This window comes from Aggregatibacter sp. HK296 (assembly GCF_980469475.1).
This window is the reverse complement of the sequence record NZ_OZ413142.1, coordinates 383,865-407,369: the sequence shown is the minus strand read 5'-3', so window position 1 is coordinate 407,369 and position 23,505 is coordinate 383,865. Positions and strand designations below refer to the sequence as shown.

Annotated in this window: 24 protein-coding genes; 12 read left to right on the top strand and 12 right to left on the bottom strand. The window is 43.3% G+C overall.

What is annotated here, in order from left to right; genetic code table 11:
• Positions 1 to 58: 58 nt before the first annotated feature.
• Genes rlmC through hinT form a run of 4 tightly spaced genes read right to left on the bottom strand, consistent with a single transcriptional unit; the run spans position 59 to position 2,987 of the window.
• Positions 59 to 1,234 carry a 23S rRNA (uracil(747)-C(5))-methyltransferase RlmC gene (gene rlmC / locus AC30SH_RS02050; protein ID WP_489582040.1) on the bottom strand — a complete coding sequence of 392 codons (1,176 nt, stop codon included), beginning with the start codon at positions 1,232 to 1,234 and terminating at the stop codon, positions 59 to 61.
• Between the two features lies 1 nt (position 1,235).
• Positions 1,236 to 2,282, bottom strand: coding sequence for a beta-N-acetylhexosaminidase (gene nagZ, locus AC30SH_RS02045; protein WP_489582039.1), 1,047 nt, complete (start codon positions 2,280 to 2,282; stop codon positions 1,236 to 1,238).
• 1 nt (position 2,283) lies between these two features.
• Positions 2,284 to 2,637: a YcfL family putative periplasmic lipoprotein gene (locus AC30SH_RS02040; RefSeq protein WP_489582038.1), complete on the bottom strand. Its 354-nt coding sequence runs from the start codon at positions 2,635 to 2,637 to the stop codon at positions 2,284 to 2,286.
• The gene (hinT, locus tag AC30SH_RS02035; protein WP_489582037.1) at positions 2,637 to 2,987 is read right to left on the bottom strand and encodes a purine nucleoside phosphoramidase; all 351 of its coding nucleotides are present in this window, start codon (positions 2,985 to 2,987) and stop codon (positions 2,637 to 2,639) included. Before hinT ends, AC30SH_RS02040 begins: the two co-directional genes overlap by 1 nt.
• A gap of 307 nt (positions 2,988 to 3,294) precedes the next feature.
• Here hinT and focA point away from each other — a divergent pair, with 307 nt between their 5' ends.
• From focA to AC30SH_RS02015, 4 genes are all read left to right on the top strand, one after another.
• Positions 3,295 to 4,146 carry a formate transporter FocA gene (gene focA / locus AC30SH_RS02030; protein WP_489582036.1) on the top strand — a complete coding sequence of 284 codons (852 nt, stop codon included), beginning with the start codon at positions 3,295 to 3,297 and terminating at the stop codon, positions 4,144 to 4,146.
• Between the two features lie 86 nt (positions 4,147 to 4,232).
• Positions 4,233 to 6,545 (top strand): formate C-acetyltransferase, encoded by a 2,313-nt coding sequence (gene pflB, locus AC30SH_RS02025; protein WP_048749346.1) that lies wholly within the window; start codon positions 4,233 to 4,235, stop codon positions 6,543 to 6,545.
• A 163-nt stretch (positions 6,546 to 6,708) separates the two neighbouring features.
• Positions 6,709 to 7,449 (top strand): pyruvate formate lyase 1-activating protein, encoded by a 741-nt coding sequence (pflA, locus tag AC30SH_RS02020; protein ID WP_212509915.1) that lies wholly within the window; start codon positions 6,709 to 6,711, stop codon positions 7,447 to 7,449.
• Positions 7,450 to 7,590: 141 nt separating this feature from the next.
• Positions 7,591 to 8,454, top strand: coding sequence for a DMT family transporter (locus AC30SH_RS02015; RefSeq protein WP_006719208.1), 864 nt, complete (start codon positions 7,591 to 7,593; stop codon positions 8,452 to 8,454).
• An 81-nt stretch (positions 8,455 to 8,535) separates the two neighbouring features.
• On the opposite strand, the gene AC30SH_RS02010 is transcribed toward AC30SH_RS02015, so the two are convergent.
• On the bottom strand, positions 8,536 to 9,948 hold the full coding sequence (locus AC30SH_RS02010) for a multicopper oxidase domain-containing protein (RefSeq protein WP_212509916.1): 1,413 nt from the start codon (positions 9,946 to 9,948) through the stop codon (positions 8,536 to 8,538).
• A complete protein-coding gene (locus AC30SH_RS02005) occupies positions 9,949 to 10,701 on the bottom strand; it encodes a 1-acylglycerol-3-phosphate O-acyltransferase (RefSeq protein WP_212509917.1) in 753 nt (250 codons plus the stop codon).
• Positions 10,702 to 10,809: 108 nt separating this feature from the next.
• Here AC30SH_RS02005 and lpxH point away from each other — a divergent pair, with 108 nt between their 5' ends.
• Together lpxH and AC30SH_RS01995 are read left to right on the top strand one after the other, a co-directional pair.
• On the top strand, positions 10,810 to 11,541 hold the full coding sequence (gene lpxH, locus AC30SH_RS02000; RefSeq protein WP_314885206.1) for a UDP-2,3-diacylglucosamine diphosphatase: 732 nt from the start codon (positions 10,810 to 10,812) through the stop codon (positions 11,539 to 11,541).
• The gene (locus AC30SH_RS01995) at positions 11,534 to 12,040 is read left to right on the top strand and encodes a DUF2301 domain-containing membrane protein (protein WP_048749338.1); all 507 of its coding nucleotides are present in this window, start codon (positions 11,534 to 11,536) and stop codon (positions 12,038 to 12,040) included. The genes lpxH and AC30SH_RS01995 overlap by 8 nt, the downstream gene beginning before the upstream one ends.
• A gap of 58 nt (positions 12,041 to 12,098) precedes the next feature.
• Here AC30SH_RS01995 and efp read toward each other — a convergent pair whose 3' ends face one another.
• Complete coding sequence (gene efp / locus AC30SH_RS01990) at positions 12,099 to 12,665, bottom strand: elongation factor P (RefSeq protein ID WP_005544066.1); 567 nt, start codon at positions 12,663 to 12,665, stop codon at positions 12,099 to 12,101.
• Between the two features lie 30 nt (positions 12,666 to 12,695).
• On the opposite strand from efp, the gene epmB reads away from it, so the two are divergent.
• The 4 genes from epmB to AC30SH_RS01970 all read left to right on the top strand — a co-directional run bounded on the left by epmB (position 12,696) and on the right by AC30SH_RS01970 (position 16,227).
• Positions 12,696 to 13,715 carry an EF-P beta-lysylation protein EpmB gene (epmB, locus tag AC30SH_RS01985; RefSeq protein WP_314885203.1) on the top strand — a complete coding sequence of 340 codons (1,020 nt, stop codon included), beginning with the start codon at positions 12,696 to 12,698 and terminating at the stop codon, positions 13,713 to 13,715.
• 169 nt (positions 13,716 to 13,884) lie between these two features.
• Positions 13,885 to 15,099 (top strand): opacity-associated protein OapA, encoded by a 1,215-nt coding sequence (oapA, locus tag AC30SH_RS01980; RefSeq protein WP_489582035.1) that lies wholly within the window; start codon positions 13,885 to 13,887, stop codon positions 15,097 to 15,099.
• Positions 15,100 to 15,160: 61 nt separating this feature from the next.
• Entirely contained in the window at positions 15,161 to 15,538 is a 378-nt protein-coding gene (locus tag AC30SH_RS01975) for an MliC family protein (protein ID WP_212509922.1), read from the top strand.
• 107 nt (positions 15,539 to 15,645) lie between these two features.
• The gene (locus AC30SH_RS01970; protein WP_212509923.1) at positions 15,646 to 16,227 is read left to right on the top strand and encodes a uracil-DNA glycosylase family protein; all 582 of its coding nucleotides are present in this window, start codon (positions 15,646 to 15,648) and stop codon (positions 16,225 to 16,227) included.
• Positions 16,228 to 16,302: 75 nt separating this feature from the next.
• Here AC30SH_RS01970 and cysK read toward each other — a convergent pair whose 3' ends face one another.
• Both cysK and cysZ read right to left on the bottom strand, forming a co-directional pair.
• Complete coding sequence (gene cysK, locus AC30SH_RS01965) at positions 16,303 to 17,250, bottom strand: cysteine synthase A (RefSeq protein WP_048749326.1); 948 nt, start codon at positions 17,248 to 17,250, stop codon at positions 16,303 to 16,305.
• Between the two features lie 98 nt (positions 17,251 to 17,348).
• Positions 17,349 to 18,173, bottom strand: coding sequence for a sulfate transporter CysZ (cysZ, locus tag AC30SH_RS01960; protein ID WP_212509924.1), 825 nt, complete (start codon positions 18,171 to 18,173; stop codon positions 17,349 to 17,351).
• A gap of 140 nt (positions 18,174 to 18,313) precedes the next feature.
• Here cysZ and zipA point away from each other — a divergent pair, with 140 nt between their 5' ends.
• On the top strand, positions 18,314 to 19,339 hold the full coding sequence (gene zipA, locus AC30SH_RS01955) for a cell division protein ZipA (protein WP_212509925.1): 1,026 nt from the start codon (positions 18,314 to 18,316) through the stop codon (positions 19,337 to 19,339).
• A 103-nt stretch (positions 19,340 to 19,442) separates the two neighbouring features.
• Positions 19,443 to 21,458 (top strand): NAD-dependent DNA ligase LigA, encoded by a 2,016-nt coding sequence (gene ligA, locus AC30SH_RS01950; RefSeq protein WP_315027567.1) that lies wholly within the window; start codon positions 19,443 to 19,445, stop codon positions 21,456 to 21,458.
• Positions 21,459 to 21,562: 104 nt separating this feature from the next.
• Here ligA and AC30SH_RS01945 read toward each other — a convergent pair whose 3' ends face one another.
• The 3 genes from AC30SH_RS01945 to tsaD all read right to left on the bottom strand — a co-directional run bounded on the left by AC30SH_RS01945 (position 21,563) and on the right by tsaD (position 23,473).
• The gene (locus AC30SH_RS01945; RefSeq protein ID WP_212509927.1) at positions 21,563 to 22,141 is read right to left on the bottom strand and encodes a thymidine kinase; all 579 of its coding nucleotides are present in this window, start codon (positions 22,139 to 22,141) and stop codon (positions 21,563 to 21,565) included.
• On the bottom strand, positions 22,141 to 22,374 hold the full coding sequence (locus AC30SH_RS01940) for a hypothetical protein (protein WP_111305210.1): 234 nt from the start codon (positions 22,372 to 22,374) through the stop codon (positions 22,141 to 22,143). Before AC30SH_RS01940 ends, AC30SH_RS01945 begins: the two co-directional genes overlap by 1 nt.
• A 70-nt stretch (positions 22,375 to 22,444) precedes the next feature.
• Positions 22,445 to 23,473, bottom strand: coding sequence for a tRNA (adenosine(37)-N6)-threonylcarbamoyltransferase complex transferase subunit TsaD (gene tsaD, locus AC30SH_RS01935; protein WP_212509928.1), 1,029 nt, complete (start codon positions 23,471 to 23,473; stop codon positions 22,445 to 22,447).
• Positions 23,474 to 23,505: the final 32 nt, after the last annotated feature.

The window sequence follows — 23,505 nt, the reverse complement described above, 5'->3', positions numbered from 1 at the left end:
GCCTAAAAACGGTTTATTTTTTCAGTAATACTAATAGCCAAATCAACAAAACATTACTTTAAGACGTCAATCTCAACAACACCAACACCTCATAATGCGACGTATGTGGGAACATATCGAACAGTTGGATTTTTTCCAGTTGATAATGGGTGAGCGAGCGCAAGTCTTTCCCCATGGTTTCTGCGTTGCAACTGGAATACAAAATAAAGTGCGGTTGCATTTTATTGAGAAATTCAGCAAGCGATTGACCTATGCCTCGACGAGGTGGGTTGACGATAACCAAATCGGGTTTGTCTGCTTGAGCCAAGGCAAAATTTGCCGCATCCAAGGATTGAAAATGAACTTGCTTCTCCAATCCGAGTTGTTGTGCCGATAGTTTCGCGGCGGCAATGGCAGAAGCGGAAATTTCAATGCCAGTGAGGTGAATTTGTTGTTCCGAGTTCTGCATTTGCAACGCTTTCAAGCAATGCAGCCCGAAACCGCCCACACCACAGAACAAATCCCAAAGTTGACGAACTGGCAGATCTTTTATCCATTGTTGTGCCGTGCCGTATAGCCCTTCAGCAACTTGCGGGTTGGTTTGAAAGAAGCCCTGAGGGCGAATAAAAAGTGGAATGCCGTTAAAGGTCTCAGGCAACGTGTATTGCTCCGTCAGGAAAATCTCTTTTTCACCTTCTAAAATCGCGGCATTTTGCGGCTGAATATTCACGCTAATGACGGCAAGTTGCGGCAATTTTTGACGTAATCCCGCCAATTCCCGTTGAATCAACGGCAATTTGGCTTCCGAACGCAATACAAAGCGCAACATGAGTTGCCGGCTGTGTTGGCTTTCTGTCAATAAAAGATGTTTCAATTCGCCTTTTTGCTTTGCCACGTTATACGGCACAAGGCCTGCGCGTGCAATGAAATCTTTAAGAAGAGGAAAGATAGCTTGAAAACGTTGTGGGTAAAGTGGGCAATCGCATAAATCCACCGCACTTTGTGGCTCTCGTGGATCCGGTAGAATCCCCAAAATGGGGCGTTCGACAGCGCCACTCACCACCATTTTGGCTTTATAACGAAACCCATCAAGGGAAGATTGAAAAGGCGCAATCCAACTCAAATGAGACGTATCTAAACCGTGCAGCTGCTGTTGCAAGTGAACGGTTTTCTGTTCTAGTTGAACAGAATACGGCAGTTCCAACCATTGACAAGAACGACAATCGCCTCGTTGATAATGTTCACATTGCATCATATTAGTTTTTCGTTACCAGCCATTGTTGTTGAAGTGCGGTCAGTTTTTGACGGTTTTCCAACCAACGGGGAGCTCTCTCTAATTCAGTCCAAGTAAGATTTTTGCGTTTGAAGAGACTTTGTAAGCGTTGTTGACGCAACAAAAAGCACGATTGTTTTTCTGAGAGTTTTAAATTGTCTAAAACTTGGATCACGCCGTCCCGCTCATTACAAAGTAACAACAAATCGCAACCTGCGTTAAGCGCCTGTTCGCTACGCGCCACAAAATCCCCCATAAAACCCGCCCCTTTCATGCCAAGATCATCAGAGAAAATGGCGCCGTTGAAATTCAATTGAGCACGCAAGATGTCTTGTAACCAAAATTTAGAACCACTCGCCGGTTGGTTGTCACATTGCGAATAAATCACATGGGCCGGCATAATGGCTTGTAGCAGATTTTGTTCGATAAGTTGCTGAAACGGCTGAATATCCTGATTGAAAATGTCTTCTTGACTCCGTTCGTCATAAGGCGTTTCTAAATGAGAATCGGCAATCACATGACCATGCCCTGGAAAATGTTTTCCTGTCGCTGCCATGCCGCCTTGATGCATGCCGCGAATAAAATTGGCGGCCAAATCCACCGCACTTTTTATCTCGCAACCAAAACTGCGATCACCGATGGCTTTACATTGATGTCCAAGATCCAACACCGGCGCAAAGCTCAAATCGATATCAAGTGCGGTCATTTCTGCCGCCATTTGCCAGCCGGATTCAAATGCCATTTTTTGTTGTTCAATCGGAGTTTCAATCAGTGCAGAAAACGCCTGCATTGCAGGAAGTTGGGTGAAGCCGTCACGGAAACGCTGTACCCGACCGCCTTCTTGATCCACCGTAATCAACAAGGGCTTTTTCACCTTTTGTCGCACAGATTGAATCAATGCTTGTAATTGCGCACGGTCGTGAAAATTACGGGTAAAGAGAATCAATCCCGCCACAAGCGGATGTTCCAACAATTCAATTTCTTCTTGTTCTAGCTCGTAACCAGCTAAGTCAATGAGTAGTGTAGACATTTTAGTTTAAGCGAAGATATAAGCGGTAATTGACGCTATCCGCCGTTGGTCGAGCCAATGTGAGCGGTTGTTTTTGTAGTGGTTGCAACGCCAACCTATGCCAAACAACAGGCTCTCCAGCCATCACTGTCACGCCATGTTTGTCATACCAAAACAGGCGGTAAACCAAGTTGACAGGCTGTTCGGTTTTATTTTTGAACCAAGCAGTGTCGCTATCAACACCCGCATCCACGCTTTCCGCCGCCGGGGCTTCAATGTTTAAAATCGGGCTTTGCGTATTTAATAACGTCGGTGCCTTTGCGCTACATCCCGCTAAAAGTGCGGTCAAAAAAAAGAGAGAAATAGACTTTTTCATTATTTATCCAGCATTTTACCTAAAGGCTCACCGCCAACGAGATGCATATGTAAATGGAATACTTCTTGTCCACCATGCTTGTTACAGTTGACGATCAAACGATAACCGTCTTGTGCAATGCCTTCTTGTGAAGCAAGTTTAGCTGCAACCGTGAACAGACGACCTAATGTCACTTCATCTTGTTCGGTCACATCGTTAACGGTTGGAATTAATTTATTCGGAATGATCAAAATATGCGTTTTAGCTTGCGGTGCAATATCGCGAAATGCAGTGACAAGTTCATCTTGATAAACGATATTCGCTGGAATTTCTTTACGGATAATTTTGCTGAAAATAGTTTCTGCTGCCATGATTTTCTCCTTAAAAAATATTGCGTTTTATGACCGCACTTTTTAACAGAAAACCGCTAAAATAGCAATTTATCAGGCCATCTTTGATGTTGTCGAGAAAGGCTTTCTATTACACCGATCTAATTATTGACAAAGAACAAAATTCTCGCATTAAAAAGGAGAAATATTTTTACTTTGCAGGGGAAAGAAAATATAATTAACAAAATTTATAAACTTTCAAATTTTTTTAAGTTTTTAGGTCTTTCCTTGTAATGCAACGTTGTGAACGGCGGTATTTAGGGGTCAAATAATGAAAGGGAATTCTGAAATGAATACCGAAACATCTAAAACAACGTGTATGGTCTCTCCGGCAGAAATGAGCCAAATAGGCGAAGACGTCGGTGTTTATAAGGCCACTAAGAAACAAATTTTATCCTTTTTCTCTGCCATTCCGGCGGGCGTATTTATCGCTTTAGCATTTGTTTTCTACACCACAACACAAATAGGAAATGTCGGTGCTTCGTGGGGATTAACCAAGTTGGTTGGCGGAATTGTATTCTCTCTTGGTGTGATTATGGTTGTTGTCTGTGGTTCAGAGTTATTTACATCTTCCACAATGACAATGGTCGCCCGCGCAAGCGGACGAATTAGTACTTTTCAAATGCTGCGAAATTGGATTGTGGTTTATTTCGGTAATTTCGTCGGCGCACTTTTTATTGTTTTTCTTATTTGGTTTGCGGGCCAGACAATGGCTGCCAATGGGCAGTGGGGACTCACCATTTTAGCGACCGCCCAACATAAGATTCACCACACATGGTTTGAAGCTTTTTGTTTGGGGATTTTGTGTAATGTGATGGTGTGTATTGCCATTTGGATGAGCTACGCAGGAAAAACATTGACAGATAAATCATTCATTATGATTTTGCCGATTGCTTTGTTTGTTGCGTCAGGATTCGAGCACAGTGTAGCGAATATGTTTATGATCCCAATGGGAATTATGACCGCGCACTTTAGCGCCCCGGAATTTTGGCAAGCAATTAATATCGATCCTCAACAGTTCGCGGATTTAGATCTTTATCATTTTGTGGTGAAGAATTTAATTCCGGTGACATTGGGGAACATTGTTGGTGGTGGTTGTTGTATTGGATTGGCCTTATGGTCAATCAACCGACCTCATTAATCGGTTCATAAAAGGAAGGAAACACAAGTTGTTTGTTTCCTTCCTAAACAGGTTTATTTTTATCAATAATCTAAAAGAGGAATGTTATGACTCAATTAACAGAAGCTCAACAAAAGGCTTGGGAAGGTTTTGTCGGTGGTGATTGGCAAAATGAAGTCAACGTGCGTGACTTTATCCAAAAAAACTATACACCGTATGAAGGTGATGAATCTTTCTTAGCCGATGCAACCCCTGCAACAACTGCGTTGTGGGATAAAGTCATGGAAGGCATCAAAATCGAAAACAAAACGCACGAGCCGTTAGATTTTGACACAGACAACCCATCAACTATCACTTCTCACAAACCTGGCTATATCAACAAAGAATTAGAAAAAATCGTTGGTCTTCAAACTGATGCGCCACTAAAACGTGCCATTATGCCATACGGCGGTATCAAAATGGTTAAAGGTTCTTGTGAAGTTTATGGCCGCCAATTAGATCCAGAAGTAGAACATATTTTCACTGAATATCGTAAAACACATAACCAAGGTGTGTTCGATGTTTATACACCGGATATCCTTCGTTGCCGTAAATCAGGCGTGTTAACCGGTTTACCGGATGCTTACGGCCGTGGTCGTATTATCGGTGACTATCGTCGTTTAGCCGTTTACGGTATCGACTATTTAATGGCCGATAAGAAAAAACAATTCGATTCACTCCAAGCAAGATTAGAACGTGGTGAAGATATTCAAGCCACTATTCAATTACGTGAAGAAATTGCTGAACAACATCGTGCATTAGGCAAAATGAAAGAAATGGCCGCCTCTTATGGTTACGATATTTCTAATCCGGCGACTAACGCACAAGAAGCGGTTCAATGGACTTACTTTGCTTACTTAGCAGCGGTGAAATCACAAAACGGTGCGGCAATGTCTTTCGGTCGTATTTCTTCCTTCTTAGATATTTATATCGAACGTGATTTGAAAAACGGCAAAATCACCGAACAAGAAGCACAAGAATTAATCGACCACTTAGTGATGAAACTTCGTATGGTGCGTTTCTTACGTACTCCTGAATACGATCAATTGTTCTCTGGCGACCCAATGTGGGCAACCGAAACCCTAGGCGGTATGGGCTTAGATGGTCGCACATTAGTGACCAAAAACAGCTTCCGTATTTTACACACCCTTTACACTATGGGCCCATCTCCGGAACCAAACTTAACTATCCTTTGGTCCGAAAAATTACCTGAAGCATTTAAACGTTACTGTGCCAAAGTGTCTATTGATACGTCTTCCGTACAATACGAAAACGATGACTTAATGCGTCCGGATTTCAATAGCGATGACTATGCAATTGCTTGCTGTGTATCCCCAATGGTGGTGGGTAAACAAATGCAATTCTTCGGTGCCCGCGCGAACTTAGCAAAAACCTTGTTATACGCAATCAACGGTGGTATCGATGAGAAAAACGGTATGCAAGTTGGTCCGAAAACCGAGCCAATCAAAGACGAAGTGCTTGATTTCGACACAGTAATGACCCGTATGGACAGCTTCATGGATTGGTTAGCAACACAATATGTGACCGCATTGAATATCATCCACTTCATGCATGATAAATATGCTTATGAAGCCGCATTAATGGCATTCCATGATCGTGATGTTTACCGCACTATGGCTTGTGGTATCGCTGGACTTTCCGTTGCTGCTGACTCTTTAGCCGCAATTAAATATGCGAAAGTAAAACCAATTCGTGGTGACATTAAAGACAAAAACGGCAATGTTGTGGCTTCTAACGTGGCAACCGACTTCGAAATCGAAGGCGAATATCCGCAATTCGGTAACAATGATTCCCGTGTAGATGATATCGCATGCGACTTAGTTGAACGTTTCATGAAGAAAATTCAAACCCACAAAACATATCGCAACGCGACTCCGACACAATCTGTGCTTACTATTACTTCTAACGTGGTATATGGTAAGAAAACAGGTAATACACCGGACGGTCGTCGTGCAGGAGCGCCATTTGGACCAGGTGCAAACCCAATGCACGGTCGTGACCAAAAAGGTGCGGTAGCCTCCTTAACGTCTGTGGCTAAATTACCATTTGCTTACGCGAAAGATGGTATTTCTTATACCTTCTCTATCGTGCCAAATGCGTTAGGTAAAGAATACGAAGCACAAAAACGCAATCTTGCCGGCTTAATGGACGGTTACTTCCACCACGAAGCGGAAGTAGAAGGTGGTCAACACTTGAACGTTAACGTGATGAACCGTGAAATGTTATTAGACGCAATGGAAAATCCGGAGAAATATCCGCAATTAACCATTCGTGTTTCTGGTTATGCCGTACGTTTCAACTCATTAACCAAAGAGCAACAACAAGACGTTATCACCCGTACATTTACACAATCAATGTAATTTCGTGATAAAACTGTGTTAATATTTCAGCCGCTTACCGCAAGGTAAGCGGTCTGATTTTTTTGGGGATATCCCAATTTTGTAAACATAGCTAGGTCATTAAAAACATTTATAAAAACGACCGCACTTTTAACGAATAATGTGACGAATTATTGAGGAATGCATGTCAGTTGTAGGAAGAATCCACTCTTATGAATCCTGTGGCACCGTTGACGGCCCGGGCATTCGTTTTATTCTGTTTTTGCAAGGCTGTTTAATGCGCTGTAAGTATTGTCATAACCGCGATACTTGGGATTTGCATGGTGGCAAAGAAGTTACGGTGGAAGAACTGATGAAAGAAGTGGTCAGTTATCGTCATTTTATGAATGCGTCAGGCGGTGGAGTGACAGCTTCCGGTGGTGAAGCCATTTTACAGGCAGAATTCGTGCGTGATTGGTTCCAAGCCTGTAAAAAAGAAGGCATCAGCACCTGCTTAGACACCAACGGTTTTGTGCGTCATTACGATCATGTGATTGATGAACTCATTGATGCGACAGATCTCGTTTTACTTGATTTAAAAGAGCTCAACGATCAAGTACATCAAAACCTTATTGGCGTTTCCAATAAGCGTACGCTCGAATTTGCCAAATATTTACAAAAACGTAACCAACCAGTTTGGATTCGTTATGTTGTCGTGCCGGGTTACACGGACTCTGACCATGACATCCATCAGCTCGGCCAATTTATTGAATGCATGACGAATATTGAAAAAGTAGAACTTCTTCCTTATCACCGTCTTGGCGCACATAAATGGGCAGCCATGGGGGAAAAATATGAATTGGAAGAAGTAAACCCGCCAACGAAAGAATCCCTAGAGCACATCAAAAACATCCTCGAAGGCTACGGTCATATCGTCAAATATTAAGTTGGATCGGGGCAACCCGATCTTCAAAAAACATTCCTTTTTATGACCGCACTTTTAACCATAAATAAAACGCCTTTCACATTTACGCTACGCTAAAAGCGCACTACAATAACCTCTAATCTACTTCTTCAAGGATTTCTTATGCGCTACATTCTCATTGCGCTGTTTTTATGGAGCAGCTCTTTTGTTGCTGGTAAATACACCTATTCCATGCTAGATCCGGTGTTAATGGTACAAATGCGTCTGATCATCGCCAGCTTTATTGTTTTCCCTATGTTTGTACGAGTTTGGAAGCGCGTTCCCAAAACAGTTCGCCCACAAGTGTGGTGGCTTGGGTTTCTCAATTATCCGGCTATTTTCCTTTTACAATTCATCGGATTAAGCCATACATCGGCGTCTAGCGCCTCTACAATGCTCGGTTTAGAACCTTTCCTCGTGGTACTTATCGGACACTTTTTCTTCGGCGACAAAGCCAAAACCCATCATTGGATCTTTGGACTCGTTGCATTTTTAGGTGTTGTATTATTAATTTATGGGGGAGAAGAAACCGGCAATATTAGCCTTTTCGGTTGCAGTTTAGTGTTACTCGCCGGCATCGTATTTGCAGCTTGTCTGCGCTGGACACAAAGAATTATTGTGCAACTGACCGCGCAAGTTTATACCACCAGCAGCATCGTGCTCGGTACCATTACTTGTCTCCCATTCACCCTATGGCTCACTCAAAGCTGGGAAATTCATTGGAACTGGCTGGGGCTCGCCGGTCTGCTGTATATCGGAATCGGTTGTAGCTGGCTCGCTTATTATCTATGGAATAAAGGCATTAATAGTGTTGACTCTAATCTCGCCGGTATTTTAGTTTCCTTAGAGCCGGTATTTGCCATTATATTGGCCGTGTTATTACTCGGTGAAAACATCAGCCCACTTTCTTGGTTAGGCATTTTAGCCGTCGTCAGTACGACCCTAATTTCCAGTATTTATCCGCGTTTGCTACGCCGTGCAAGTTAATCTGAAAACAGCCCAAAAAAGAACCGCACTTTATATTTAGGCATAAAGTGCGGTTCTTTTTTTTGAGTATTTTTATGTTATTTACTGCACCAACATTAATCCCATGCAGCCTTTATCCGCTAGCATTAAATCAGAAGCACCAAAAGTAAAAGGATAGTTATTGGAGGACGTGTTATCGAATTTCACCAAAATAGTCACTGTGCCATTAATCAACACGCTGTCTTTCCAACCGATTTCACTTTCTTCCAACGCTTTACCGTTAATGGATTCCACAATAAATTTTGCGCCTCGTAACGCAAATCCTACTGCGGCGGACGCAGTCAACGTCCAACGCTCAACGCTGCCTAGTTTTGCCGAAACATCTAAACGACGCGGGTCAAAACGGTTCCGGTTAATGGTGGCATTGGTGACATCCACATGAAATGCTCGTTCCTGTTGCACTTTAGCAGACAACAGACTTGGCGCATCGGTGACAAATTGCCATGTTTGTTCTTTTTGTGCGAATGCACCGGCTAAGCCGTCCGGACGCAGTTCCAAAACCGTATTGTCAATTAACTCCCCTTCTGAACCGAAGAAATAACGAATGTTATCAATAAAATCACGTTTTTTCCCCACGATGAGAGAAACATTGTCGCCGTCATTCAAATCAACTAAAAGCTCAACACGCTCACTCGGTGCGACTTTGAGCACATTTAAGGTTTTGCCTTGTGGTAAAAAACCAAGATCTTGTGCAATCAATGTAAACGCTCGCTCATCCTCAAAACGAAGCTCATAAGTGCGGGAAAGAGACGCATTTAAAATGCGTAAACGCACCAAACCACGCGGTACATTGAAATAAGGAGCTTCCTGCCCGTTAACTAACAATCGTTCACCAAGAAAAGTGCCTTGATTCTGCTGAAAAAGTTGTGTGCCATCACTATTGAGTTGCATATCTTGCAAAATTAACGGGATGTCATCCACACCATATTTCTGTGGCAATCCCAATTTGACACTCTCCTTGTCCTCAATCAGCCACAAGCCGACCAAGCCACGATAAGTTTGATACGCTGAATTGGCAAGGGTGCAAGCATGATACCAACAGGTTGCCGCTGCCTGATTGATCGGAATAATCGGTGCCCAAGTTTCACCTTTTTGTAAATTTTTACCCACACCACCAATAAGCTCGCCCGATGCCTGTAAGCCTTGGATATTCATCGCAACAAATTGCGGTAAATTATTTTTCCAATTCAGTTTGGCAAAGTCATCTTTCTTAATTTTAATGGTTGGTCCTAAATAACTACCGTTAAAGCCCCACACTTCGGTACGTTTTCCGGACACGAGAGAAGTTTGGGTATTTTGCATATTCAGAAAAATCGGCTTACCCCGTCGAACTTCAAAGAGTGGCGGAATTTTCAACGCAGGACGTGTTGCCGCCAATAGCGGAGACGGCACCGCAAAAAGTGCGGTAGAAAATAACGTTGTTTTGAGTAGCTGACGACGGGAGCAATGTTTCATTTAAGCCTGCTTATTCTCGTTTTTCTGTTCAACTTCTTTTTGTGCCACCTCACGGTCCAATTCAGCGATGCGATTTTGCATCACATCATGGCAATATTCCGCTAATTCGCGCACATTTTCACGGCTGTAGCCGGACACATCAATGGGCTCCAGCATTTCACAAATCACCGTGTCATTATCCCAACGGTTTAAATTGATTTTATTGTGTGTTGTGGAACACACAACCGGCACAATCGGTACCCCCGCAGCAATGGCGGCGTGGAATGCACCGGTTTTAAATGGCAATAACCCGCGTCCACGGCTACGAGTCCCTTCCGGGAACATCCAAATGGACAAGTTATCTTCATTAATGCGACGAGCCAATTCCGACATGGTGTTATGCGCTTTAGAGCGGTTATCACGATCGAGAAAAATATTGCCCGTTGCCCAATATAAAATACCGAAAAACGGCACCCAAATCAGACTCTTCTTACCGACGCTTACTGTACGAGGCATGACCATGTAAGAAATGGTCACCATATCGTAGTTATTTTGATGGTTGCCAATATAAATACAACGACCAACTTTATCGGCATTCGCAGGGAAACGATGCTCCACTTTCAAACCAAAGAGTGGATGTAACCGTCCAAACCAACGGGCAAAAATGCCTACATTACTCGGATTACGGAAACGAATGAAAGAATAAAGCGTACCGAGGATACAAATAAGAATACAACAAATAACAATGATGAAAATTCTGGCGATTTTTAGCATGATAAAGCCCCTTAAAAATTTGCGTAAGTATAACGAAATTAGCCCGTTAAGTGTATTCATAACGATGAAATGTGCTAATCTAATCAAAAATTTTTTAATTGAATTTCTATGCAAAAAACCTATTTTATTGCGGATTTACATCTCTCCGAAAATCGACCGCACTTATTAGCCCTGTTTCGTCAATTTATGCAAGAACAAGCACCGCACGCGGAAAAACTCTATATTCTGGGCGATTTATTTGATTTTTGGATTGGCGATGATGAAAAATCTGATCTCATCAGCGAAGTGCAACAGCTCATCAGACATCTGACGGAACAAGGCGTGCCTTGTTATTTTCAGCATGGGAACCGAGATTTTTTGATTGGCAAAAAATTTGCTGAAGCATGTGGTTTAAGTTTATTGCCCACCTACCAATTAATCGATTTATACGGCACCCCCACCCTCTTATGCCACGGTGACACCCTTTGCGTGGACGATGTGAAATATCAACAATATCGCAAAAAAGTTCATCAAAAATGGCGCCAGTGGCTGTTCTTACATTTACCGTTAAAAGTGCGGTTAAAAATCGCAGAGAAAATTCGCGCGAAAAGCCGCCAAGATAAACAATTAAAATCGACGGAAATCATGGATGTGAATGCCGCTTTTGTGCAGCAAATTTTTGCGCAATTTCATGTGACGCAAATGATTCACGGACATACGCATCGCCAAAAACACCATGAAATTCTACCGCACTTTCATCGCATCGTGCTGGGTGATTGGGGAGAAACCTCTTCCCTTTTAGAAGTCACTCCCCATTCAATCGAATTTATTAATGATACGTTAAGGAGAAAAAATGGCTGATCCGCATATTCAATCGCCTATGGATCGTTGGGATTACGCAACAGTAATCATTTATCGTTTAGGCTTTGTCCTTGCCGCTCCCATGTTGTTTATGCTGCCTTGGTATCCCACAACAGCACACTTTGGTTTGCTTATCGCAGCAACGTTATGTGCCGCTTGCGTCCATTTATATATGAAAAACTTCCGTTATATTTTTCAGTTTGCCATGTGGGTGGGCTTGCTATGCCAAGTGTTAGGCTTTCCGCAATTGGCGCTCGGTGCAGCATTTTTGGTGCTCGGTGGTTTAAGCTATAAAGAATATTTTTGTTTCCGTGTCTTTGCCTTAAATCTACAACCAATATTTTTTGCGGTGTTATGGTTTGCCTTATTATTCAATATCACTTGGTTAAGTAGCCTATTGTGCTTTGTCACCGGGCTTTTAATTTTGTTATTAAGTATTCAAAAATGGCGCATGCCATTGCATTTTGATATTGGCGATAAAAGCAAATATCAGGTTTGATAAATTTCAGATAAAAAAATAGCCTACATCATGTAGGCTATTTTTATGCAAGAAAAAATTATTTCACGCGAGAAACGTATTCACCGGAACGAGTATCAACACGAATCACTTCACCGATTTGTACGAATAATGGCACTTTCACCACAGCGCCGGTGCTTAAGGTTGCCGGTTTGCCGCCAGTACCTGCGGTGTCGCCTTTAAGACCCGGGTCGGTGTCAACGATTTCTAACTCAACGAAGTTTGGCGGGGTAACCGTAATTGGTGCGCCATTCCATAATGTCACGATACAATCGGCTTGATCTAACAACCATTTTTCTGCATCACCAACGGCTTTCGCATCCGCAGAATATTGTTCAAATGTTTCCGGGTGCATGAAATACCAGAACGCATCGTCTTTATAAGAATAAGTTAAGTTTAAATCCATTACATCAGCAGCTTCAACAGAAGTACCGGATTTGAAGTTCACATCCAATACTTTGCCGGAAATTAATTTACGAATACGGGTGCGGGTGAATGCTTGACCTTTGCCGGGTTTAACGAACTCATTTTCAACGATCACGCAAGGCTCGCCGTCTTGCATAAATTTTAGACCTGGTTTGAAATCACTGGTAGTATATGTAGCCATATTATCCTCAAAAAAGATTGTTTTTTAAAAGTGGCTATTCTACATCAAAACATCCCGATTAGAGAAGAACAAAGTTGGTTAACCCATTTGGCAAATGGCATTTCCGATCCGAAAATGTTATTGCAACACCTCGAACTCCCTCTCGAATCCTTCAAACAAGACATTGAAGCGCGCAAATTATTTGCCATGCGCGTGCCGCTACCTTTTGTAGAAAAGATGGAAAAGGGCAATCCAAAGGATCCTTTGTTTTTACAAGTCATGTCTTCTGCGGATGAATTTTTACAAGCGGAAGGATTTAGCAAAGATCCGTTGGAAGAACAAGAAGATAAAAACGTTGTCTCCAACATTTTGCACAAATACCATAATCGCTTGTTATTTATGGTAAAAGGCGGTTGCGCAGTAAATTGTCGCTATTGTTTTCGCCGTCATTTTCCTTATGAAGACAACAAAGGTACCAAGCAAAATTGGCAAAAAGCGTTGCAATATATTGCGGAATGTCCTGAAATTGAGGAAGTGATTTTTTCCGGTGGCGATCCGCTGATGGCAAAAGATCATGAGCTCGAGTGGCTGATAAAACACTTAGAAAACATACCGCACTTAAAACGCCTTCGTATTCATTCCCGTTTACCGGTCGTTATTCCGCAACGGATAACCGATGCGTTTTGTCGCCTTTTAGCGCAAACCCGGTTGCAAAAAATTTTGGTCACCCATGTCAATCACGCCAATGAAATTGATGAAGCTTTTGCCCATGCTATGGCGAAATTAAAGAATTGCGGTGTCGTTTTATTAAACCAATCGGTTTTACTCAAAAATGTGAATGATGACGCACTAATTCTGAAAACATTGAGCGACCGCTTATTTTCAGTGGGTATTTTGCCTTATTATTTGCATTTGCTGGATAAAGTCGAAGGCGCAACGCATTTTTATCTGGATGACGCCCAAGCCCTGAAAATTTATAAAGAACTACAACGCATTAGCTCCGGTTATTTAGTACCGAAACTTGCCCGTGAAATCGGCGGAGAACCGAATAAAACCTTATATTCGTCTTGAGAAGACGGTATCAAAAAAGCAAAAGATGTTTTAAAATAGGCGCGATTTTTTACTTATCAATTTATGTCGTAATAGATTCGATTTCTCATTTCGTTCATCACCGAAAAAACGCAGAGAAAAACAACCGCACTTTTATGGCAGATCATCATTCGTTAATCAGAGGTATATTGTGGATTCTGAAAAAATAACCCCGGAAAATGAAAATAATCCGGCGCAAAATGAATTGGATTTAGGTTTTAATAAAATGGAACCAATCACCCCGAAAAAACCGACAAAACCGGAACCGTCCTTCTTTGAAAAAGCGAAAGGCATGTTCGCTAAAAAAGAACAAAAAAATACAGAAAATCAATTTGCTACCCGCAAAGAACCGGTATTCGGTGATTCAGCACCTGCGGATGTAGCCGCTGCAAGTTCAAATGTAGCAGAAGAAACCATTATTGCTGAAGAATCCATCGAAACCACGAATGTGGTTGTCGAGCCTGTACTTAATGCCGCAACAAATGAAACAAAACCGCAAGCAGAAAGCGTAGAAAAACCGGTCGTCAGCCTTAAAAACCCTGAAACCTGGCCGATGTTAGCGATGCTACCGCAAAAACATCGTCGTCTTTTTGTCACCATTTTAGCCCTGGTGCTACTGCTTATGTTCATTTTATGGATGAAACCGAGTTCAGATACGGTGCAATCTTATGAACAACAAAGCAACAATGACGTACCAATTCAATTCCAACAACTGGATCAATCACAAGTGAACGAGCCAACTGTGTTGGATAACCCGACCAGCACCGGTACACAGCCAAATACTGCTGAAAATATTGTTCCTGCGCAAAGCAATGAACCGATGGCAAATACCCCGGTAGCAGAACCTCAAGCAATGAATTCGGTTTCCGAAAACAAACCGGCGGAACAACCAAAAGCCGTGGAACCGGCTAAACCACAAGAAATGGTTAAGCCGCAAAGCACACCACATGAAACAGTGAAAAAACCGGAACCGGTGAAAACAAAAACGGTTGAAAAACCACAAAAAGTTGAGCATAAAAATCCATCGGTAAAAGCCCAAAGTGCGAAAACCGAAAAACAAGTGGTTGAAATTTTAGAAGCGAAACCGGCAACGACTAAAACAGTTAATACGAGTGCAGAAAGCAAAACCTTAGTCGTTCCGCAAGGCGTTTCTTTAATGCAGGTATTTCGTAATAACAACCTACCTATTGCCGATGTGAATGCCATGACAAAAGCCAATGGCGCCGGCAACGCGCTAAGCAGTTTCAAACCGGGCGATAAAGTTCAGGTAACTGTCAATGCACAAGGTCGTGTTAACGAGCTTCGCCTTTCCAATGGCGCACGCTTTGTTCGCCAAGCTGACGGTAGCTACCAATTTAAAAAATAATCCGTAAAATTCAATAAGCGTAGTCAAAACTACGCTTATTCCATTTAGAAGGGTACACATTATGTTAAGAGCGAGCTTTATATTACTGATGTTACTGGGTATTGCTGCTTGTACCTCCAAGCCAATCGAACCTAAAGCCTCCGAAAAACCGCAACAACCGGTTTTACAAAAAGCCACTCAAAAAGGAGAGATGAAAGAATACCTTTGTAAGGACGACAAAATCGTTCGTATCGTGTTTCACACTACCAAGCACAAAAAAAACAAAACGCGTTCCATCAGTTTAACGTTTAACAATGTGACCCATAAACTAAGCCCGACCATTGCGGAAAATGGGCGAAATTATGCCAACATTCATTGGGTGTGGCTAGAACGCAAAGATGTTTCCACCTTAAAAACCAGTGTTGGGGAAGTTCTCGCAGAACAATGTGTGCCACGTTAATAGCGTGAAAACACCGCAAAAAACCACCGCACTTTTTCTTCAATAAGCCGGATACCCTGGCTTATTGAGTTTTCATCCCACACAAAAACTTTATTAAAAACGCCATTATGTCAACTCTGAGCCAAATCAAAAACGCCATTATGCGCGATCCGCAAAATCAATCCTTCACTGAACGTGGTATTGAGCCGCTATTTGCTGCCCCGACAACTGCCCGCATTAACATTGTCGGACAAGCGCCTGGTACAAAAGCAGAACAAACGCGTTTGTATTGGAATGACCAAAGCGGTGATCGCCTACGCGAATGGTTGGGTGTCGATCGAGAGGTGTTTTATCATTCCGGCTTGTTTGCGGTGATTCCGATGGATTTTTACTATCCAGGGAAAGGCAAATCAGGCGATCTGCCACCACGCAAAGGCTTTGCAGAAAAATGGCATTCACAGATTCTAGCGAATTTACCTCATATTGAACTGACCATCTTGATCGGACAATACGCACAAAAATATTATCTGCCACAGAACAAACTTAATGTGACAGAAACCGTAAAAAATTACCGAATATTTCTACCGCACTTTTTGCCGCTCGTGCATCCATCCCCACGCAATCAGCTATGGTTGGCTAAAAATCCCTGGTTTGTGCAAGAAGCCATCCCGGCATTGCAACAACGGGTTAAACAAATCCTCGCCCGCTAAATGATGTAAATAAGGCATACAAAAAAGCCTGTCAAATGACAGGCTTTTTACCAAACATTATTTTGCTTTCCTTTATTACACTTCAATGCCGTCAAAAAGTGCGGTACTTAAATAACGCTCTGCCGCAGACGGTAAAATCACCACAATCAGTTTATCTTTAAATTCAGGCAGTTTCGCCAAGCGATCAGCCGCAGCGACAGCCGCACCGGAAGAAATACCGGCAAGAATCCCTTCTTCTGCCATCAAACGACGGGCAGTCACGATCGCCGTTTCACTATCAATCGTTTCCACTCGATCAATTAAGGAAAGATCGAGGTTTTTCGGAATAAAGCCTGCACCGATACCTTGAATCTTGTGTGGACCAGGTTTAACTTCTTCACCAGCAAGAGTTTGAGTAATCACCGGTGATTCAGCCGGTTCTACGGCAACGGAGATAATTTGTTTACCATGATCTAATTTAATGGCACGAGAAATCCCGGTGATGGTACCACCAGTGCCTACGCCTGCAACCAATACATCAATTTTACCTTCAGTGTCTTTCCAGATTTCTGGACCGGTGGTTTTACGGTGAATTTCCGGGTTTGCCGGATTTTCAAACTGTTTTAACATCACATAACGACTCGGATCAGATGCCACAATTTCTTCTGCTTTGGCAATCGCGCCTTTCATGCCTTTAGCACCTTCGGTAAGCACTAAATTCACGCCCAAACCGCGCAATAAACGCTTACGCTCATTGCTCATAGTTTCCGGCATGGTAAGCGTAATTTTATAACCGCGTGCCGCTGCTACATAGGCCAAAGCAATACCGGTGTTCCCGCTGGTCGCATCCACGATTTCTTTATCTTTCGTCAAAGAACCGTCTTTTTCGGCCTGCCAAACCATGTTCGCGCCGATACGGCATTTCACGCTAAAACTTGGGTTACGCCCTTCAATTTTCACCACGATATTGCCGTTGCCAAAATGTTTTAAACGCACCAACGGTGTATTACCGATAGAATAAGAATTGTCGTTATAAATAGTCATACTGTTCTCCAAAGCATAAGGAATATTTTATGGCACTAGTTTTAACACGAGAGCTCGCAATAAAAAAATAGCTATTTTTTATAAATAATAACTAAAAGCTATTTACTTACGATTTGTCCGCCAACGGAATGAGCATGATGCAAGCTCACCTCCGTGCCGGTTTTGTCTTGCGAAGAGCGCTTAAATAAACGGCGATATTCATTCACCCACATTGCCGTTGCACCACACACCGCGACAGGAATAATCACTAAATTCACGACCGGTACAAACGTGCATAATGAAACCAAACCACCGAAAGTAACGGTTACATTACGCTTAATGGCCAACTCATTTTTCATTACGTCAAAAGGAATCTTGTGATTATCAAAAGGATAGTCACAATATTGAATTGCAAACATCCAAGCCGTAAATACAAAAGTGGCAATCGGAACCACAGTTTGCCCGAGTAACGGAACAAAACCTAATAAAAACAAGACGATAATTTTAGGCAAACTATAAACCAACTTTTGCCATTCACGCCCTAACATACGAGGCACATCTTTCAGAAAATCCCATAAAGACATTTCCTGCAAATCTTCCCCTGTCAGCATTTTTTCGACTTTTTCTGCTAATAAGCCATTAAACGGCGCTGCGATAAAACCCGACAACGTCGTAAAAATAAAGTAAAACAGGATTAAAATCATCAAAATGGAAGCCAGCAATAAAATGCCGCTCAGCCACGCAAGCCAATCAGGAACATAGGACATAATGCCGTCAATATAACCTCCTATTTGACTCACAAACATCCAAAATAAGCCGCCTAACAATAGTACGTTTAATAAAATCGGCAGGATCACAAAACGGCGTAACCCCTTTTGTAAAATTAAGTGCCAGCCCATCACAAAATACTCAAAACCGGCTTTTATTTCTTGCTCTTTCAACATCACGTTCTCCCCCAAGGAAAAGAGGCCCAGAATACAAAGTGCGGCGAAAAAAATCAAACGTTGTCTCTCATCAATTTTGTAAAAATATGATAAGCTTACGCCCACTTATACATGAGTTTTACATGATGGGAGAGTCGGCAATGGATTTAAATACTATTTTGATTATCTTGGGGGTTATCGCCCTATTGGCATTGATTGCGCACGGCATTTGGTCAAACCGTCGCGAGAAATCCCAATATTTCAAAAACGCCAATACTTTTTCACAAAATCATCAACCCAATCGTTTTAATGCGCCGCAACCGGCACAGCCGATAACAGAAACACCGATTGCCGACAAACCGGTGCATTCTTTTGTCGAAGAAACGCCTCCACAACAACAAGCATTGGATTTTGAAGCTACTGCCACACCAAGCATAAACGAGCCTCATTCCATTGAGCGTGCCGTCGATGAAATTAAAATTACCTTACCGAATGGAACTTCCAACACAACATTGAATAACGTTGAATCAACGGCGTCCTATTCCTTTCATGAACAACCGACGCAACCTGTTCAACCCGTAATGACACAAGCTAATACGTCATTTCAATCTTATGATGAACCGTCTTATGCCGAGCCAAGCACAGTTTCCCCATCTGAAAGAAACTCGCTTCAAACAGAAAACGAATATGTGACGCCAACCGTTTCATTAAACCAGGCAAATGAACAACACACGACGACTACCCAATCAACAACCTCTGCGGTGGAGACGGTCTCAGAAAATCAACGTACGCCTGACTTCATTATGTTATATGTAGTTGCGCCAGAAAATCGTGAATTTAACGGTAGACGCTTAGCACAAGCACTCGATGGCCTAGGTTTTATTTTTGGCGATCAGCATATTTATCATCGCCATTTGGATTTAACTGCTGCCAGTCCAGTGCTATTCAGCGTGGCGAATTTACAACAGCCCGGCACCTTTAATCCTTATGACATGGACAATCTGGTCACCGTTGGTATTGCCATTTTCATGCAATTACCTTCACCGGGCAATGACATCGTCAATCTGAAAACCATGATTCGCGCCGCCCGTAGTTTGGCGGATGAACTTGGCGGTTTCGTCCTCACGGATAAACAAGAAATTTTCAACGACCACGCCGAACAGGAATATTTGGCCAAAGTAGCTTAATTCATCACGCGGCTTAAAAACGTTTTTAAAAACGACCGCACTTTTGGCTCGCTGAGCACCTAAAAAGTGCGGTCGTTTTTTCGATTATTTTTATGGAATCACAATGACAACTTCAATCCAACAACAAATTGACGACCTTAGAAAAACTCTGCGTTATCACGAATATCAATATCATGTGTTAGACGATCCGCAGATTCCCGACAGCGAGTACGATCGCCTTTTTCATCAGCTCAAAACCTTAGAACAACAACATCCCGAACTGATCACCGCCGATTCGCCGACCCAACGTGTAGGCGCGCGGCCGTTGTCAGAATTTGCGCAAATTAAACATGAACTTCCGATGCTCTCGTTGGATAACGCCTTTTCTGATGAGGAATTTTTGGCGTTCGTGAAACGTATTCAGGATCGTTTAGGACTTGTGCCAGAACCATTGACCTTTTGTTGCGAACCTAAATTGGACGGATTGGCAGTCAGCATTTTATATGTGAATGGCGTGCTGACCCAAGCGGCAACTCGCGGCGATGGTACAACGGGCGAAGACATCACACAAAACATTCGTACCATTCGTAACATTCCCTTGCAGCTATTGACGGACAATCCGCCAGCACGCTTGGAAGTGCGCGGTGAGGTGTTTATGCCGCACGAGGGGTTCGAGCGCCTAAATGAACGCGCCTTGGAACAGGGAGAAAAAACCTTTGCTAACCCGCGTAATGCAGCAGCAGGTTCCTTACGCCAATTGGATCCCAAAATCACTAGCCAACGTCCGTTAATGCTCAACGCGTACAGCATTGGTATTGCTGAAGGCATCGATTTGCCACCAACACACTATGAACGTTTGCAATGGTTGAAATCCGTCGGTGTGCCGGTAAATAGCGAAATCCGTTTATGTGATGGCGTTGAAAACGTTTTAAATTTCTACCGCACTATGATGGAAAAACGTAGTTCCTTGGGTTATGACATTGACGGTACGGTATTAAAAGTCAATGACATCGAATTGCAACAAAGACTGGGCTTTATTTCCAAAGCACCGCGTTGGGCAATCGCTTACAAATTTCCTGCACAAGAAGAACTAACAGTATTAAATGACGTGGAATTCCAAGTCGGTCGCACCGGTGCCATCACGCCTGTGGCTAAACTACAACCGGTGTTCGTTGCCGGCGTAACGGTAAGTAACGCGACCTTACATAACGGCGACGAGATCGAGCGTCTCAACATTGCTATCGGCGACACGGTGATTATTCGCCGTGCCGGCGATGTGATCCCACAAATTATTGGCGTCGTACATGAGCGCCGCCCGGCCAATGCGCGCCAAATTGTCTTTCCAACGCACTGTCCGGTGTGCGATTCCTTAATCGTGCGCATTGAAGGCGAAGCGGTGGCACGTTGCACAGGCGGTTTATTCTGCGCAGCACAGCGCAAAGAAGCGCTAAAACATTTCGTCTCACGCAAAGCCATGGACATTGACGGCGTAGGTGCCAAACTGATTGAGCAGCTGGTAGATCGCGAATTGGTTCATACCCCGGCAGATTTGTTCAAGTTGGATTTAACCACACTCACCCGCTTAGAACGCATGGGGCCGAAATCGGCTGAAAATGCGTTAGCCAGCTTAGAAAAAGCCAAACACACGACCCTCGCCCGTTTTATCTTTGCGTTGGGTATTCGTGATGTGGGTGAAGCCACGGCATTAAATCTGGCAAACCATTTCAAAACCTTAGAAGCCTTACAAAATGCCGATTTAGAACAGCTACAACAAGTGCCTGATGTGGGCGAAGTGGTCGCGAATCGCATTTTTGTGTTCTGGCGTGAAGAACACAATGTTGCCGTGGTGAATGATCTCATCGCTCAAGGCGTACATTGGGAAACTGTTGAAGTGCAGGATGTGAAAGAAAATCCGTTCAAAGACAAAACCGTGGTGCTCACCGGCACCCTTTCCCAAATGGGACGCAACGACGCCAAAGCACTGCTACAACAACTCGGCGCCAAAGTCAGTGGTAGTGTTTCAGCCAAAACCGACTATGTTATCGCCGGTGAAGCGGCAGGTTCCAAACTCAGCAAAGCGGCAGAATTAGGCGTGCAGGTATTGAGTGAGGAGGAGTTCTTGGCGTGGGTTAATGGATAAAGTGTAAGGACAGAAATCCATTTATCCCAAAGCAAAAAATAAGGACAGGCATAAAGCCTGTCCCTACAAAAAAAACTAAAAAAACAACCGCACTTTGAAACCATCTATTCAGCCATGCGTTCTTTATAATGCAATCGGCAGACCGATAAATAGCTGTCGTTGCCGCCAATTTGAATTTGATCCCCTTGTTTGACGACCTCGCCTTGTTCATTTAAACGCAATACGAAATTGGCTTTACGTCCGCAATAACAAATAGTCTTAAGTTCTTCCAACTGATCCGCCCATGCCAACAAATAGCGACTCCCTTCAAAAAGTTCTGCTTGAAAGTCGGTGCGCAAGCCATAACATAAAACAGGAATATTCAGTTTATCCACTACATCGCTCAGTTGATAAACCTGTTCTTTGGTTAAAAACTGTGCTTCATCCACCAAAATACAATGCAACGGCTCTTTCGTTACGTGTTGTTGAATTTCTGCAAATAAATCCGTCTCACGTGCGAAGGTATTCGCCTGTTCACTGATCCCAATACGCGAAGTCACGCGCCCGGCGCCGAAACGATCATCTATCGCCGCCGTATAAACCAGCGTGTTCATATTGCGTTCACGGTAGTTATAGGAAGATTGCAGCAAAGTTGTCGATTTTCCTGCATTCATAGTGGAATAATAAAAATACAACTTAGCCATTATTTGAGCACCCATTTCCAAAAGTAATAGCAGATAAAACCGGTGAAGGGCGGTAACGAGGCAAGAATAAAGACACCGATAGTGGTTCGCCCACCTGCCATTTGGCCAATCTCTGTTAAGAAATCAATCAGCTCATTTGTCGGTGTGGTAAACACAAAGAAACCGATAATCGCTAACATAACAAAACAGCCGATGCCGGCGGCTCGCATTGCTCTAAATTTAATGTTGTCCATAATGTTTCCTTAACTGAAGTGCGGTCAAAAAACGTTTAAATTTTTGACCGCACTTTGATTTGATATCGAATTAAACAGCAGTTAATTCGGTCATTGCCCAGCGGGGATGCACTTCGATGGTAAGATCTTGCTGCTGTCCTTGTTTTAAACGTAGAAAACCGGCATAGGCAATCATGGCGCCGTTATCGGTACAAAATTGCGGTTGTGGGTAAAACACTTCTCCCCCTAATTGTTGCATCAGCTCCGCCAAGGTTTGGCGCAACTGTTTATTGGCGCTCACGCCACCGGCAATCACTAAACGCTTCAAGCCTGTTTGCTTTAACGCACGCTTACATTTGATGGCGAGCGTGTCCACCACCGCCTCTTGGAACGCATAGGCAATATCCGCTTTGCTTTGCTCGGTTAACTCCCCTTCTTCTTGCATCACTTGATGAAGCGTATTGGCGGCAAAGGTTTTTAAACCGGAAAAACTAAAATCCAAACCAGGGCGGTCAGTCATCGGGCGAGGAAAAGCAAAACGATTTGGCGTGCCATTTAGCGCTAAACGAGCTAGTGCCGCACCGCCAGGATAATCTAATCCGAGTAATTTTGCCGTTTTATCAAACGCCTCACCTGCAGCGTCATCAATAGATTCGCCTAATAATTCGTAGCGTCCAACACCATCCACACGCACTAATTGAGTATGCCCGCCAGACACCAACAACGCTACAAAAGGAAAGTGCGGTGGATTTTCTTCCAGCATGGGTGCCAGTAAATGCCCTTCCATATGATGTACACCGATGGCAGGGATATTCCATGCGTACGCTAAAGAACGTGCTACGGTAGAACCCACTAACAATGCGCCGACTAAACCGGGGCCGCTTGTATAGGCCACGCCGTCAATGTCTTTCGCAGTAAGATTGGCTTCTTGTAAGGCAGCTTGTAATAATGGTGCTAATTTTCGGATATGATCACGCGAAGCCAGTTCCGGCACCACGCCGCCGTAATCGGCATGTAGCGCAATTTGCGTATGAAGTTGATTAGCAATCAAGCCTTTTTCTTCGTCATAAATGGCAACGCCCGTTTCATCACAAGACGTTTCAATGCCTAAAATTCGCATTTGTGTTCTCTTTATATGGGATTTAATTAGGG

Bases quoted from the DNA above. Each gene is read 5' to 3' on its own strand.
- rlmC (WP_489582040.1), bottom strand. From the start codon at position 1,234: ATGATGCAATGTGAACATTATCAACGAGGCGATTGTCGTTCTTGTCAA.
- nagZ (WP_489582039.1), bottom strand. From the start codon at position 2,282: ATGTCTACACTACTCATTGACTTAGCTGGTTACGAGCTAGAACAAGAA.
- AC30SH_RS02040 (WP_489582038.1), bottom strand. From the start codon at position 2,637: ATGAAAAAGTCTATTTCTCTCTTTTTTTTGACCGCACTTTTAGCGGGA.
- hinT (WP_489582037.1), bottom strand. From the start codon at position 2,987: ATGGCAGCAGAAACTATTTTCAGCAAAATTATCCGTAAAGAAATTCCA.
- focA (WP_489582036.1), top strand. From the start codon at position 3,295: ATGAATACCGAAACATCTAAAACAACGTGTATGGTCTCTCCGGCAGAA.
- pflB (WP_048749346.1), top strand. From the start codon at position 4,233: ATGACTCAATTAACAGAAGCTCAACAAAAGGCTTGGGAAGGTTTTGTC.
- pflA (WP_212509915.1), top strand. From the start codon at position 6,709: ATGTCAGTTGTAGGAAGAATCCACTCTTATGAATCCTGTGGCACCGTT.
- AC30SH_RS02015 (WP_006719208.1), top strand. From the start codon at position 7,591: ATGCGCTACATTCTCATTGCGCTGTTTTTATGGAGCAGCTCTTTTGTT.
- AC30SH_RS02010 (WP_212509916.1), bottom strand. From the start codon at position 9,948: ATGAAACATTGCTCCCGTCGTCAGCTACTCAAAACAACGTTATTTTCT.
- AC30SH_RS02005 (WP_212509917.1), bottom strand. From the start codon at position 10,701: ATGCTAAAAATCGCCAGAATTTTCATCATTGTTATTTGTTGTATTCTT.
- lpxH (WP_314885206.1), top strand. From the start codon at position 10,810: ATGCAAAAAACCTATTTTATTGCGGATTTACATCTCTCCGAAAATCGA.
- AC30SH_RS01995 (WP_048749338.1), top strand. From the start codon at position 11,534: ATGGCTGATCCGCATATTCAATCGCCTATGGATCGTTGGGATTACGCA.
- efp (WP_005544066.1), bottom strand. From the start codon at position 12,665: ATGGCTACATATACTACCAGTGATTTCAAACCAGGTCTAAAATTTATG.
- AC30SH_RS01975 (WP_212509922.1), top strand. From the start codon at position 15,161: ATGTTAAGAGCGAGCTTTATATTACTGATGTTACTGGGTATTGCTGCT.
- AC30SH_RS01970 (WP_212509923.1), top strand. From the start codon at position 15,646: ATGTCAACTCTGAGCCAAATCAAAAACGCCATTATGCGCGATCCGCAA.
- cysK (WP_048749326.1), bottom strand. From the start codon at position 17,250: ATGACTATTTATAACGACAATTCTTATTCTATCGGTAATACACCGTTG.
- cysZ (WP_212509924.1), bottom strand. From the start codon at position 18,173: ATGTTGAAAGAGCAAGAAATAAAAGCCGGTTTTGAGTATTTTGTGATG.
- zipA (WP_212509925.1), top strand. From the start codon at position 18,314: ATGGATTTAAATACTATTTTGATTATCTTGGGGGTTATCGCCCTATTG.
- ligA (WP_315027567.1), top strand. From the start codon at position 19,443: ATGACAACTTCAATCCAACAACAAATTGACGACCTTAGAAAAACTCTG.
- AC30SH_RS01945 (WP_212509927.1), bottom strand. From the start codon at position 22,141: ATGGCTAAGTTGTATTTTTATTATTCCACTATGAATGCAGGAAAATCG.
- AC30SH_RS01940 (WP_111305210.1), bottom strand. From the start codon at position 22,374: ATGGACAACATTAAATTTAGAGCAATGCGAGCCGCCGGCATCGGCTGT.
- tsaD (WP_212509928.1), bottom strand. From the start codon at position 23,473: ATGCGAATTTTAGGCATTGAAACGTCTTGTGATGAAACGGGCGTTGCC.